This window comes from Citrobacter sp. RHBSTW-00671, assembly GCF_014103415.1.
Classification (GTDB): Bacteria; Pseudomonadota; Gammaproteobacteria; order Enterobacterales; family Enterobacteriaceae; genus Citrobacter.
In genome coordinates, this window is the sequence record NZ_JABXPR010000001.1 from 815,398 (window position 1) to 829,037 (window position 13,640).

Genomic DNA, 13,640 nt, shown 5'->3' on the forward strand with positions numbered 1-13,640 from the left:
TCCTTTCCTCCTCTCCCCCAATACGAATTTGTTATCTGGATGTAAATTTAGCTATTCCAAAATAATAAAAATCGGGTATGTTTTAGCAGAGTATGCTGCTAAAGCACGGGTAGCTATCCAATAATCGATATAAAGTGCTGAATAACAACATCACAACACACGTAATAACCACAATAATGGGGATTGTCAGGATGAATATGAAGGGTAAAGCGTTATTGGCAGGATGTATCGCCCTGTCTTTGAGCAATATGGCCTTTGCTAAGGATATTAAAGTTGCCGTCGTCGGCGCGATGTCCGGCCCGGTGGCGCAGTATGGCGATCAGGAATTTACCGGCGCAGAACAGGCCATTGCAGATATCAACGCCAAGGGCGGCGTGAAGGGCGACAAACTGGTCATGGTGAAATATGACGATGCCTGTGACCCGAAACAAGCGGTAGCGGTTGCTAACAAAGTGGTCAACGACGGGATTAAATACGTTATCGGCCACCTGTGCTCATCGTCCACTCAACCTGCGTCAGATATCTATGAAGACGAAGGTATTCTGATGATCACCCCTGCGGCAACGGCACCGGAACTCACCGCACGCGGCTATAAACTGGTGATGCGTACCACCGGCCTGGATTCCGATCAGGGCCCAACGGCCGCCAAATATATCGTTGAAAAAGTGAAACCGAAGCGCATTGCTATCGTTCACGACAAACAGCAGTACGGCGAAGGCCTGGCGCGCTCCGTGCAGGACAACCTCAAGAAAGCCAACGCTGACGTGGTGTTCTTCGACGGGATCACCGCCGGTGAGAAAGACTTCTCTACGCTGGTGGCGCGTCTGAAGAAAGAGAACATCGATTTCGTTTACTACGGCGGTTATCACCCGGAAATGGGCCAGATCCTGCGCCAGGCACGCGCCGCGGGTCTGAAAACCCAGTTTATGGGGCCTGAAGGGGTGGCGAACGTGTCGCTGTCTAACATTGCGGGTGAATCGGCAGAAGGTTTGCTGGTGACTAAGCCGAAGAACTACGACCAGGTACCGGCGAACAAACCGATTGTGGATGCGATCAAAGCCAAGAAACAGGACCCAAGCGGTGCATTTGTGTGGACGACCTACGCCGCACTGCAGTCTTTGCAGGCCGGTCTGAACCAGTCTGACGATCCGGCTGAAATTGCCAAATACCTGAAAGCAAACTCAGTGGAAACCGTGATGGGGCCGCTGTCATGGGATGCGAAAGGCGATCTGAAAGGCTTCGAATTTGGCGTGTTTGACTGGCATGCTAATGGTACGGCGACCGACGCTAAATAATTGAGTGCCGGGTGGCGGCTTCGCCTTACCCGGCCTACAACGAGCACTTCGTAGGCCGGGTAAGCAAAGCGCCACCCGGCTTTCTTTTACCGTTTCTCCCAGCCATCCGCCTGTGCTGTAAAGCCTAACGCCTGCATAAACGCTGCCATCACGCTGCGGTCTTCAACGCCAACATCCGCCATCCACCATGAACTCACGTCCGGGTTTTCGCGGAGAGTTTCTTCAACCAAATACTGCCCAACGCCACGACGACGGGTGATATCGCGTACGCGCAATGAATCCAGCGCGCCTTGTGTGCCGCTCAGGGTTACGCGAACTGCGCCAAGCAGGCGCTCGTTAAAGCGTGCGGCATAGATCCGGTGCGTTTCATCTACGCTTAATGATGAGGCGGAATATTCCGGCCAGATTTTGCCAAGATCGATAAGATCCTGAGCACTGAAGTTTTCTAAACGAACGATGGTCAGCTTCATTAACAGCATGTCCAAATCACAAAAGATGGAATCAGTGTACCGAAATAATTTACTCGGATGCTTTCTCTTTTTTATGCGATTAACCAGGTTAATCGTTTTGTGACAACAGTAATGGCAGTTTGAAACAGTAAAGATTGAAAAACAGGCAGAATAATACCCTGGAATGCAGCATTTTATTCGGCTCTTTGTGCCGTTATTTTATGCTGACAAACGCACTTTTTTTTGTTTATCTATAGTGAAAAGCAGAATATTATCTTTTCTTAATCGACTGAAATATAGAGATTTTAGCCTTATTTTGCTTAAAAAACTGTGCTAACCCATTAATGAGACTGGTAAAAATAGTACAGTTCAAAAAAAGCACAGTCTGCTTTTTAACCATATAAATACAAAATATTAATTACGTCACGAATGGGGATTCAGGTAATGAAACGGAATGCGAAAACAATCATCGCAGGGGTGATAGCACTGGCAATGTCGCACGCTGTCATGGCGGAGGATATCAAGGTCGCTGTTGTTGGCGCGATGTCAGGTCCGGTCGCGCAGTGGGGCGATATGGAATTTAATGGCGCACGCCAGGCGATTAAAGATATCAATGCCAAAGGCGGGATCAAAGGCGATAAGCTGGTTGCCGTGGAATATGACGATGCCTGCGATCCGAAACAGGCCGTTGCCGTCGCGAACAAAATCGTCAATGACGGCATTCAGTACGTAATTGGTCACCTGTGTTCTTCATCGACTCAACCGGCATCAGATATTTACGAAGATGAAGGCATTCTGATGATTTCTCCGGGAGCGACTAACCCGGAACTGACGCAGCGTGGTTACGCGCACATCATGCGCACCGCGGGTCTGGACTCCTCTCAGGGGCCGACTGCTGCGAAATACATCCTGGAGAAGGTGAAGCCACAGCGTATCGCCATCATTCATGACAAACAGCAGTACGGTGAAGGCCTGGCGCGTTCGGTGCAGGACAGCCTGAAAGCAGGAAAAGCCAACATCGTCTTCTTTGATGGGATCACCGCTGGGGAGAAAGATTTTTCTGCGCTGATCGCCCGCCTGAAAAAAGAAAATATCGACTTCGTTTATTACGGTGGCTACTACCCGGAAATGGGGCAAATGCTGCGTCAGGCGCGTTCAGTTGGCCTGAAGACGCAGTTTATGGGACCAGAAGGTGTAGGCAATGCCTCACTGTCTAACATTGCCGGTGATGCCGCGGAAGGCATGTTGGTTACTATGCCAAAACGCTATGACCAGGACCCGGCGAATAAAGCTATCGTCGATGCGCTCAACGCTGACAAGAAAGATCCAACCGGACCTTACGTATGGATCACCTACGCAGCCGTTCAGTCACTGGCGACAGCGATGGATCGTAGCGGTAGCAAAGAGCCGTTAGACCTGGTGAAAGATCTGAAAGCACACGGGGCTGATACCGTGATTGGGCCGCTGAAATGGGATGAAAAAGGCGATTTGAAGGGATTTGAGTTTGGTGTCTTCCAGTGGCACGCGGATGGTTCATCGACCGTCGCGAAGTAATACCTGAAGACGCGTTATCCCACCGCCCGTGCAAAACGGGCGGGTTTAAAAAGGTTACCTTATGTCCGAGCAGTTCCTCTATTTCTTGCAGCAGATGTTTAACGGCGTCACGCTGGGAAGCACCTACGCGCTGATCGCCATCGGTTACACGATGGTGTACGGCATTATCGGCATGATCAACTTCGCCCACGGCGAGGTGTATATGATCGGCAGTTATGTCTCCTTCATGATCATCGCAGCGCTAATGATGATGGGCATTGATTCCAGTTGGCTGCTGGTTGCCGCGGGCTTCGTCGGTGCCATCGTGATTGCCAGCGCCTACGGCTGGAGCATTGAACGCGTGGCGTATCGGCCCGTGCGCAGCTCCAAGCGCCTGATCGCGCTGATTTCCGCTATCGGGATGTCTATCTTCCTGCAAAACTACGTCAGCCTGACTGAAGGTTCGCGCGATGTGGCGCTGCCCAGCCTGTTTAACGGTCAGTGGACTGTCGGCAGCAGTGAAAACTTCTCTGCGTCCATCACCACCATGCAGCTGGTTATTTGGATTGTGACCTTCCTTGCGATGCTGGCGCTGACGCTGTTTATCCGCTATTCGCGTATGGGACGCGCCTGTCGTGCCTGCGCGGAAGACCTGAAAATGGCCAGCCTGCTCGGCATTAACACTGACCGCGTGATCGCGCTGACTTTTGTGATTGGCGCAGCAATGGCGGCGGTAGCAGGTGTGTTGCTTGGACAGTTCTACGGTGTCATTAACCCCTATATTGGCTTTATGGCCGGGATGAAAGCCTTTACCGCGGCGGTTCTTGGCGGTATCGGTAGCATTCCTGGGGCGATGATCGGCGGCCTGATTCTGGGCGTGGCGGAAGCGCTCTCCTCTGCTTATCTGAGTACGGAATACAAAGATGTGGTGTCATTCGCACTGCTGATTCTGGTGCTGCTGGTAATGCCGACCGGTATTCTGGGTCGCCCGGAGGTAGAGAAAGTATGAAACCGATGCATTTTGCAATGGCGCTGCTTTCAGCGGTCATGTTTTTCATCCTGGCGGGCGTCTTCATGGGCGTTCAACTTGAACTGGATGGCACGAAGCTGGTGGTGGATACCGCTGCGGATATCCGCTGGCAGTGGGTGTTTATCGGTACCGGCGTGGTCTTTCTTTTCCAACTGCTGCGTCCCGTTTTCCAGAAGAGACTGAAGAGCGTCTCCGGACCGAAGTTCATTCTGCCGGCGATTGATGGCTCAACCGTCAAACAGAAGCTGTTCCTGGTGGCGCTGCTGGTGATTGCTGTCGCATGGCCGTTTATGGTGTCGCGCGGCACGGTGGATATCGCTACGCTGACGATGATTTATATCATCCTCGGCCTCGGCTTAAACGTGGTGGTCGGCCTTTCCGGCTTGCTGGTGCTGGGTTACGGCGGATTCTATGCCATTGGTGCGTATACCTTTGCGCTGCTGAATCACTATTACGGTCTTGGTTTCTGGACCTGTTTGCCGTTGGCGGGACTGGTATCGGCGGCGGCAGGATTCCTGCTTGGCTTCCCGGTTCTGCGTCTGCGCGGCGACTACCTGGCGATAGTGACCTTAGGCTTTGGCGAAATCGTGCGTATCCTGTTGCTCAATAATACCGAAGTCACCGGTGGCCCGAACGGTATCAGCCAGATCCCTAAACCCACCTTTTTCGGTCTGGAATTCAGCCGTAGCGCCCGTGAAGGCGGCTGGGATACCTTCAGCAACTTCTTTGGCGTGAAGTATGACCCGTCTGACCGTGTGATTTTCCTCTACCTGGTGGCGCTGCTGCTGGTGGTCTTCTCGCTGTTTGTCATCAACCGCCTGTTGCGTATGCCGCTGGGCCGTGCATGGGAAGCGCTGCGTGAAGATGAAATCGCCTGCCGTTCACTGGGCTTAAACCCTACGCGCATCAAGCTAACCGCCTTTACCATCAGCGCTGCGTTTGCCGGTTTTGCCGGAACGCTGTTTGCCGCGCGCCAGGGTTTCGTCAGTCCGGAATCGTTCACCTTTGCCGAGTCGGCCTTTGTGCTGGCGATTGTCGTGCTGGGGGGGATGGGATCGCAGTTTGCGGTGATCCTGGCGGCCATCCTGCTGGTGGTCTCACGTGAACTGATGCGTGATTTCAATGAATACAGCATGTTAATGCTGGGTGGTTTGATGGTACTGATGATGATCTGGCGTCCGCAGGGCTTGCTGCCGATGACCCGTCCACAGTTGAAGCTGAAAAACGGGGAAGCCAAAGGAGAGCAGGCATGAGTCAGCCATTATTATCGGTTAGCGGCCTGATGATGCGTTTTGGCGGCCTGCTGGCGGTCAACAATGTGTCTTTGGATTTGCATAAAAAAGAGATTGTCTCTCTGATTGGCCCGAACGGCGCGGGGAAAACCACGGTCTTCAACTGCCTGACCGGGTTCTATAAGCCGACCGGCGGGACAATTAAGCTGCGCGACCAGCACCTTGAAGGGCTGCCGGGCCAGCAAATTGCGCGTATGGGCGTGGTGCGTACCTTCCAGCATGTGCGTCTGTTTCGCGAAATGACGGTGATTGAAAACCTACTGGTGGCGCAACATCAGCAACTGAAAGCTGGGGTTTTCTCCGGGCTGTTAAAAACTCCGGCTTTTCGCCGCGCGCAGGATGAAGCGCTGGACCGCGCCGCCACCTGGCTTGATCGTATCGGCCTGCTGCAGCATGCTAACCGGCAGGCGAGCAACCTGGCCTATGGCGACCAGCGCCGCCTTGAGATTATCCGTTGTATGGTCACTCAGCCGGAAATTCTGATGCTCGATGAACCTGCTGCGGGCCTCAACCCGAAAGAAACCAAAGAGCTGGACGAGCTGATTGCTGAACTGCGCGATCATCACGACACCACCATTTTGCTGATTGAGCACGACATGAAGCTGGTGATGGGCATTTCAGACCGTATTTACGTGGTGAACCAGGGGACGCCGCTGGCGAACGGGACACCGGAGCAGATTCGTAACAACCCGGACGTGATCCGCGCCTATTTAGGTGAAGCATAATGGTGGTGAGGCATAAGATGGAAAAAGTCATGTTGTCTTTTGACAACGTCAACGCCCACTACGGCAAGATCCAGGCACTGCACGATGTCAGCTTGTACATCAATCAGGGTGAAATCGTGACGCTTATCGGTGCCAACGGTGCGGGGAAAACCACGCTGCTCGGAACGCTGTGCGGCGATCCTCGGGCAACAAGTGGGCGTATTGTCTTTGATGGTAAAGATATTACCGACTGGCAGACGGCAAAAATCATGCGTGAAGCGGTGGCGATTGTCCCGGAAGGGCGTCGCGTGTTTTCCCGTATGACGGTAGAAGAGAACCTGGCGATGGGGGGCTTTTTTGCCGAGCGCGACCAGTTCCAGGAGCGTATCAAGTGGGTATACGACCTGTTTCCACGTCTGCATGAGCGTCGTATTCAGCGTGCGGGAACCATGTCTGGTGGTGAGCAGCAGATGCTGGCGATTGGCCGGGCTTTGATGAGCCAGCCGCGTTTGTTGCTCCTCGATGAGCCGTCTCTGGGGTTGGCACCGATCATCATCCAGCAGATCTTTAACACCATTGAGCAATTGCGCGAGCAGGGGATGACAATTTTCCTCGTCGAACAAAACGCCAACCAGGCACTGAAACTCGCTGACCGTGGGTACGTGCTGGAAAACGGTCACGTGGTGCTGGAAGATACCGGTGATGCATTGCTGGCGAACGAAGCGGTGCGTAGCGCTTATCTGGGCGGTTAACCGTTATCTAAATAGACAAGGGGCTCAGCAGGCCCCTTTTTTATTGCGCTATGTTATTATTGATAATGATTATCAATAATAAAAATGAACACGGAGAAAGGATGACACGTTCAGGTGCCTGTATGGCGATTGGAAGTCTGCTAGTGGCCTGCTCATTCAGTGCGCAGGCAGTGAAAGAGCAAACTTTCGATCCGCGCGATCCTGCGATCTGGCAAGAAAAGCCGGTCAACCCGTCAGCACAATCCAACTCACCCTGCGAGGTATTCAGCAGTTCAGTGTGTCCGGGCTGGGAAGATGAAAAATCGGATATCCAGCGTGACCGTGAGCGGCGGGAGCAGCAGCGTTTACAGAACGAATATGAACGCCGCTGGCGAAGAGAGTAAGACTGGCAACGCAATCATTCATACCTTCAGGGATTGCGAGTTCTGTCCCAGCATTTGTACGCTATATTCAGTATAATCAATAGCTTGATTTATATTTTATATCAATGGTAATTGCATGAATGATTCACCGCGTCAAACTAATGTGCAGCCCATGCCCGCAATTGATGGCGTCACGGTTTCGTTTAATGGGCTGAACTATCTGCGTCCAGAACTTCTGCTGGATTTTGTCAGTATTAGTCCCTCACCGTTGCTCGCCGTAACGCCTGTAGCGCTGCTGTATTCCTCTGTGGGCGTACTTCAGCAAGTCGATTTGCGCAGGCTGCCGGTGGAAGTCTGTGGGCGCGTGGTTTATCCCATCTCTTCGCTGAAGCTTCCTGCATTACGGGGAAAACTCATCATTAACGCCCAGTCACGGCGACTCAAGTTTCTGGAAAGCCTGGTAGCGATATCTCCGGAAGATAACATTCATGGTATGCAGATCCTGGGCCTGGCGCTGGAGTTTACGTTCGCACAACCTGAGTGATCTCATCTGTACGGCAAATCTTTTTATGGGCCGGGTAAGGCACCTCCCCGGCTTTGTTGTGCTCCACCCCGCATTTTCCTGTCACTCCGCTTTCACCGCCTTGCCATCTGTTTGTCGTCTTACTATCTTTTTTTTGTAATAAAAAAGTTATTTTTCTGTCATTCGAGCATGTCATGTTACCCCCGCGAGCATAAAACGCGTGATATCGCGCATACGGCACAACAAGAGAGATAACCGATGATATCGTTACGACATACAGCTTTAGGACTGGCACTTAGCCTGGCATTTGCAGGTCAGGCACTGGCCGTTACCACCATCCCGTTCTGGCATTCAATGGAAGGCGAACTGGGTAAAGAAGTTGATTCACTGGCGCAACGTTTTAATGAGGCTCATCCGGACTACAAAATTGTTCCGCAGTACAAAGGCAACTATGAGCAGAGTCTGAGCGCGGGTATTGCCGCCTTCCGTACCGGAAACGCACCTGCACTGCTGCAGGTTTATGAAGTCGGTACCGCCACGATGATGGCCTCCAAAGCCATTAAACCGGTCTACGAAGTGTTTAAAGAGGCCGGGATTAACTTCGACGAATCTCAGTTCGTGCCGACGGTTTCAGGTTATTACACCGACTCTAAAACCGGACACTTGCTCTCTCAGCCGTTTAACAGTTCCACTCCGGTGCTGTACTACAACAAAGACGCCTTCAAAAAAGCCGGTTTAGATCCTGAGCAACCGCCGAAAACCTGGCAGGATCTGGCGGAATACACCGCGAAGCTGAAAGCCGCGGGTATGAAGTGCGGGTATGCCAGCGGCTGGCAGGGCTGGATCCAGATTGAAAACTTCAGCGCCTGGAACGGATTACCGGTCGCGACTAAAAATAACGGTTTTGACGGTACTGATGCCGTACTGGAGTTCAACAAGCCGGAGCAGGTGAAACATATCGCGCTGCTGGAAGAGCTGAATAAAAAGGGCGATTTCAGCTACTTCGGGCGTAAAGATGAATCCACCGAGAAGTTCTACAACGGTGATTGTGCGATTACCACCGCGTCGTCCGGCTCTCTGGCGGATATCCGCCACTACGCTAAATTCAACTATGGCGTTGGTATGATGCCGTACGATGCTGATGTGAAAGGTGCACCACAGAACGCCATTATTGGGGGGGCCAGTCTGTGGGTGATGCAGGGTAAAGACAAAGCAACCTACCAGGGCGTCGCGGAATTCCTCAACTTCCTGGCGAAACCTGAAATTGCTGCTGAATGGCATCAGAAGACAGGTTATCTGCCTATCACCACCGCCGCCTACGATCTGACCCGCGAGCAGGGTTTCTATGATAAGAACCCCGGCGCGGATATCGCCACTCGTCAGATGCTGAACAAGCCGCCGTTGCCGTTCACCAAAGGGCTGCGTCTGGGCAATATGCCGCAGATCCGTACCATCGTGGATGAAGAGCTGGAAAGTGTCTGGACCGGGAAGAAAACCCCGCAGCAGGCGCTGGATGCCGCCGTTGAACGTGGCAACCAGTTACTGCGCCGCTTTGAGCAATCGACGAAATCGTAATGTGAAATGCCGGGTGGCGGCTCTGCCTTACCCGGCCTACAAATACGCGTAGTTTGTAGGCCGGATAAGGTGCTTGCACCGCCATCCGGCACCTTCCAGGAAAAAAACCTACATGTCCTCATCCCGTCCGGTGTTCCGCTCGCGTTGGCTTCCCTATCTACTGGTTGCCCCGCAGTTGGTCATCACCGTTATTTTCTTTATCTGGCCTGCCGGTGAAGCGCTGTGGTACTCACTGCAAAGCGTTGATCCTTTTGGTCTTTCCAGCCAGTTTGTCGGACTGGAAAACTTTGTCGCACTGTTTCATGACCCGTACTACCTTGATTCGTTCTGGACCACTATCAAGTTCAGCTCGTTGGTTACGGTAAGCGGCCTGTTGGTGTCGCTATTTTTTGCCGCGTTGGTGAATTACGTGGTACGCGGAAGCCGTTTTTATCAAACGCTGATGCTGTTGCCCTATGCCGTTGCGCCCGCGGTCGCCGCCGTATTGTGGATCTTCCTGTTTAACCCAGGACGCGGACTGATTACCCATTTTCTCGGTGAATTTGGCTATGACTGGAACCATGCGCAAAACAGCGGTCAGGCGATGTTTCTGGTGGTGTTTGCATCGGTCTGGAAGCAGATTAGTTACAACTTCCTGTTTTTCTTTGCCGCACTGCAGTCGATCCCGCGTTCACTGATCGAAGCGGCTGCAATTGATGGCGCAGGGCCGGTTCGCCGCTTCTTTAAGCTGGCGCTGCCGCTGATTGCGCCGGTTAGCTTTTTTCTGCTGGTGGTGAACCTGGTTTACGCCTTCTTTGACACCTTCCCGGTGATCGATGCTGCGACAGCGGGCGGGCCGGTGCAGGCTACCACCACGCTAATTTATAAAATCTATCGTGAAGGTTTTGTCGGACTGGATCTCTCCGCATCAGCCGCGCAGTCGGTCGTGCTGATGTTCCTCGTCATTATTTTGACGGTGGTGCAGTTCCGCTATGTGGAAAGTAAGGTGCGTTACCAATGATTGAGAATCGTCGCGGGCTGACAATATTCAGCCATACCATGTTGATTCTGGGGATCATGGTGATCTTGTTTCCGCTGTACGTCGCGTTTGTTGCGGCGACGCTGGATAACAAAGCGGTGTTTGAAACGCCGATGACGCTGGTGCCCGGCACACAACTGCTGGAAAACATGAAATACATCTGGGTCAACGGTGTGGGGGTGAATAGCGCACCGTTCTGGCTGATGATGCTCAACAGTTTTATCATGGCATTCAGTATTACGGTGGGAAAAATCACCGTCTCGATGCTGTCCGCGTTTGCCATTGTCTGGTTTCGCTTTCCTCTGCGTAACCTGTTCTTCTGGATGATTTTTATCACCCTGATGCTGCCGGTGGAGGTGCGTATCTTCCCGACGGTGGAGGTGATCGCCAATCTGAAGATGCTCGACAGTTATGCGGGTCTGACGTTGCCGCTGATGGCATCGGCTACCGCCACCTTCCTGTTCCGTCAGTTCTTTATGACGCTACCAGATGAACTGGTTGAAGCGGCGCGAATTGATGGTGCGTCGCCGATGCGTTTTTTCCGCGATATCGTGCTGCCGCTGTCGAAAACCAATCTGGCGGCGCTGTTCGTCATCACCTTCATCTACGGCTGGAACCAGTATCTGTGGCCGTTGTTAATTATTACCGACGTTAACCTGGGCACCGCCGTAGCAGGCATCAAAGGCATGATTGCTACCGGTGAAGGCACTACCCAATGGAACCAGGTGATGGCAGCCATGCTGCTGACGCTCATCCCTCCGGTAATCATCGTGTTAGCCATGCAGCGTGCCTTCGTACGCGGCCTGGTCGATAGTGAGAAATAAAAATGGCTGGTTTAAAACTACAGGCAGTAACCAAAAGCTGGGACGGCAAAACCCAGGTAATTAAACCGCTGACGCTGGACGTCGCGGACGGGGAATTCATTGTGATGGTAGGCCCATCCGGTTGCGGAAAGTCTACGCTACTGCGGATGGTTGCCGGTCTGGAGCGGGTGAGCGGCGGCGATATCTGGATTGATAATAAGCGCGTCACCGAAATGGAACCGAAAGATCGTGGTATTGCTATGGTGTTCCAGAACTATGCACTCTACCCGCACATGAGCGTGGAAGAAAACATGGCCTGGGGACTAAAGATTCGTGGAATGGGCAAGGAGCATATTGCCGAGCGGGTGAAAGAGGCGGCGCGTATTCTTGAGCTGGGTGAACTGCTCAAACGCCGTCCGCGTGAACTTTCTGGCGGCCAACGTCAGCGCGTGGCGATGGGGCGGGCGATTGTCCGCGACCCGGCGGTATTCCTGTTCGATGAACCGCTTTCAAATCTTGATGCAAAGCTGCGTGTGCAGATGCGTCTTGAGTTACAACATCTGCATCGCCGACTGAAAACCACCTCGTTGTACGTCACACACGATCAGGTTGAGGCGATGACGCTGGCCCAGCGTGTGCTGGTGATGAACAAGGGCATTGCTGAACAGATTGGCACGCCAGTGGAAGTCTACGAAAAACCCGCCAGTCGCTTTGTGGCGAGCTTTATCGGTAGCCCGGCGATGAACCTGCTGGATGGGTACGTTAGCGCTTCTGGCACCCATTTTGAGCTGGAGGGCGGTATGACGTTGCCCATCGGCAGAAGCGCCAGGGAGTCTGGTGGGCGTAATATGACGCTGGGTATCCGCCCGGAGCATATTGCGCTAAGCTCGCAGGCCGAAGGCGGCGTGCCGTTGGTTGTTGATACGCTGGAAATGCTGGGCGCAGATAACCTGGCACACGGACGCTGGGGTGAGCAAAAGCTGGTGGTGCGACTGGCGCATCAGCATCGCCCGACGGCAGGCAGCACGCTGTGGCTGCATCTGCCGGAAAATCATCTGCATCTTTTTGATGGCGAAACAGGACAACGCGTATGAGTAACTGGCCTTATCCCCATATTGTCGCCCATCGTGGCGGCGGTAAGCTGGCACCGGAAAATACCCTGGCGGCGATTGACGTGGGGGCGCGATACGGTCACACCATGATTGAATTCGATGCCAAATTGTCGAAAGACGGTGAGATCTTTCTGCTGCATGACGACAATCTGGAACGTACCAGCAACGGCTGGGGCGTTGCGGGTGAATTGAACTGGCAGGATCTTCTGCGTGTTGATGCCGGCGGCTGGTTTAGCGGTGAGTTTAAAGGCGAGCCATTGCCGCTGCTCTCCCAGGTGGCGGAGCGCTGCCGCCAGCATGGCATGATGGCGAATATTGAAATTAAACCGACCACGGGAACCGGGACGCTGACCGGCAAAGCCGTGGCACTGGCCGCGCGTGAACTGTGGGCGGGGATGACGCCGCCGCTGCTGTCATCTTTTGAAATTGATGCACTTGAAGCGGCGCAACTGGCGGTGCCTGAGCTGCCGCGTGGTTTGCTGCTTGATGAGTGGCGTGATGACTGGCGAGAGCTCACCACCCGGTTGGGCTGTGTCTCTATTCATCTTAATCATAAGCTGCTGGATGAGGCGCGTGTGGATGCGTTGCGCGATGCGGGGCTGCGGATTCTGGTGTATACCGTCAACCGACCCCAGCGCGCGGCAGAACTGCTACGCTGGGGAGTAGACTGCATCTGTACTGATGCGATTGAGGTTATCGGGCCGGATTTCCAGCCCTGTTAAGGTCCAAGCGTTTTTAACGGAACGTTAGGTTGCGGCGTGCTGGACGGTTTTAGCATGTCGCCATTCTTTTTTTCCGGCAGCATCTGTTGCTGTTTATTCAGCGAGTTGTCCGGGTTATGCGTTCCGCTTAACATCCCGCCATTGCTGTTGGGCAGCATTTGCTGCTGACCGGAATTCAACTCACCTGGCTGAGACTGACGTACTCGCTGGGAGTTGGTGTTGATTTGGTTTTCCATATGCTGTTGCTGCATGCGTGTCTGCGTTTGCAACTGCTGGTTGAGCATCCCTTTCTGCTGAATTTGCTGCGTTTGCATTTGTGTTTGCATACGCTGTTGACTCGGGATCTGATAACCGGGTTGATTCGGGTTATTCATGGTGTTGATTGGCTGTGCAAAGCCTGCAAACGGCAATAGCATGGCTAAAAGTAAGAGTCGTTTCATCGCTTTTCTCCTCTCGGGGATCTCTTAAGT

General features: G+C 53.2%; 15 protein-coding genes. 13 read left to right on the forward strand and 2 right to left on the reverse strand.

Annotated elements, in window-relative coordinates; all coding sequences use genetic code 11:
* Window positions 1-191: 191 nt before the first annotated feature.
* Window positions 192-1,295 carry a branched chain amino acid ABC transporter substrate-binding protein LivJ gene (livJ, locus tag HV261_RS03875; protein ID WP_170974354.1) on the forward strand — a complete coding sequence of 368 codons (1,104 nt, stop codon included), beginning with the start codon at window positions 192-194 and terminating at the stop codon, window positions 1,293-1,295.
* An 86-nt stretch (window positions 1,296-1,381) separates the two neighbouring features.
* Here the strand turns inward: livJ and panM are convergent, their stop codons facing one another.
* Complete coding sequence (gene panM, locus HV261_RS03880) at window positions 1,382-1,765, reverse strand: aspartate 1-decarboxylase autocleavage activator PanM (protein ID WP_202039655.1); 384 nt, start codon at window positions 1,763-1,765, stop codon at window positions 1,382-1,384.
* A gap of 423 nt (window positions 1,766-2,188) precedes the next feature.
* Between panM and livK the strand changes: the two genes are divergently transcribed.
* The 12 genes from livK to ugpQ all read left to right on the forward strand — a co-directional run bounded on the left by livK (window position 2,189) and on the right by ugpQ (window position 13,170).
* A complete protein-coding gene (gene livK / locus HV261_RS03885) occupies window positions 2,189-3,298 on the forward strand; it encodes a high-affinity branched-chain amino acid ABC transporter substrate-binding protein LivK (RefSeq protein WP_202037527.1) in 1,110 nt (369 codons plus the stop codon).
* 61 nt (window positions 3,299-3,359) lie between these two features.
* Entirely contained in the window at window positions 3,360-4,286 is a 927-nt protein-coding gene (livH, locus tag HV261_RS03890; RefSeq protein WP_003023435.1) for a high-affinity branched-chain amino acid ABC transporter permease LivH, read from the forward strand.
* Window positions 4,283-5,560: a branched chain amino acid ABC transporter permease LivM gene (livM, locus tag HV261_RS03895; protein ID WP_202037528.1), complete on the forward strand. Its 1,278-nt coding sequence runs from the start codon at window positions 4,283-4,285 to the stop codon at window positions 5,558-5,560. The genes livH and livM overlap by 4 nt, the downstream gene beginning before the upstream one ends.
* Window positions 5,557-6,324, forward strand: coding sequence for a high-affinity branched-chain amino acid ABC transporter ATP-binding protein LivG (livG, locus tag HV261_RS03900; RefSeq protein ID WP_048213581.1), 768 nt, complete (start codon window positions 5,557-5,559; stop codon window positions 6,322-6,324). The genes livM and livG overlap by 4 nt, the downstream gene beginning before the upstream one ends.
* A 17-nt stretch (window positions 6,325-6,341) precedes the next feature.
* Window positions 6,342-7,055, forward strand: coding sequence for a high-affinity branched-chain amino acid ABC transporter ATP-binding protein LivF (livF, locus tag HV261_RS03905; RefSeq protein ID WP_137381968.1), 714 nt, complete (start codon window positions 6,342-6,344; stop codon window positions 7,053-7,055).
* Window positions 7,056-7,156: 101 nt separating this feature from the next.
* The gene (locus tag HV261_RS03910; RefSeq protein WP_202037529.1) at window positions 7,157-7,438 is read left to right on the forward strand and encodes a hypothetical protein; all 282 of its coding nucleotides are present in this window, start codon (window positions 7,157-7,159) and stop codon (window positions 7,436-7,438) included.
* 115 nt (window positions 7,439-7,553) lie between these two features.
* A complete protein-coding gene (locus HV261_RS03915; protein WP_202037530.1) occupies window positions 7,554-7,961 on the forward strand; it encodes a dTDP-glucose pyrophosphorylase in 408 nt (135 codons plus the stop codon).
* Between the two features lie 237 nt (window positions 7,962-8,198).
* The gene (gene ugpB / locus HV261_RS03920; protein WP_202037531.1) at window positions 8,199-9,515 is read left to right on the forward strand and encodes a sn-glycerol-3-phosphate ABC transporter substrate-binding protein UgpB; all 1,317 of its coding nucleotides are present in this window, start codon (window positions 8,199-8,201) and stop codon (window positions 9,513-9,515) included.
* Between the two features lie 112 nt (window positions 9,516-9,627).
* Complete coding sequence (gene ugpA, locus HV261_RS03925; RefSeq protein WP_202037532.1) at window positions 9,628-10,515, forward strand: sn-glycerol-3-phosphate ABC transporter permease UgpA; 888 nt, start codon at window positions 9,628-9,630, stop codon at window positions 10,513-10,515.
* Window positions 10,512-11,357 (forward strand): sn-glycerol-3-phosphate ABC transporter permease UgpE, encoded by an 846-nt coding sequence (gene ugpE, locus HV261_RS03930; protein WP_137381964.1) that lies wholly within the window; start codon window positions 10,512-10,514, stop codon window positions 11,355-11,357. The genes ugpA and ugpE overlap by 4 nt, the downstream gene beginning before the upstream one ends.
* A 2-nt stretch (window positions 11,358-11,359) precedes the next feature.
* Complete coding sequence (locus HV261_RS03935; protein ID WP_202037533.1) at window positions 11,360-12,430, forward strand: sn-glycerol-3-phosphate import ATP-binding protein UgpC; 1,071 nt, start codon at window positions 11,360-11,362, stop codon at window positions 12,428-12,430.
* The gene (gene ugpQ / locus HV261_RS03940) at window positions 12,427-13,170 is read left to right on the forward strand and encodes a glycerophosphodiester phosphodiesterase (protein ID WP_202037534.1); all 744 of its coding nucleotides are present in this window, start codon (window positions 12,427-12,429) and stop codon (window positions 13,168-13,170) included. The genes HV261_RS03935 and ugpQ overlap by 4 nt, the downstream gene beginning before the upstream one ends.
* Here ugpQ and HV261_RS03945 read toward each other — a convergent pair.
* The gene (locus HV261_RS03945) at window positions 13,167-13,610 is read right to left on the reverse strand and encodes a DUF2756 family protein (RefSeq protein WP_202037535.1); all 444 of its coding nucleotides are present in this window, start codon (window positions 13,608-13,610) and stop codon (window positions 13,167-13,169) included. The genes ugpQ and HV261_RS03945 overlap by 4 nt on opposite strands.
* Window positions 13,611-13,640 lie beyond the last annotated feature (30 nt).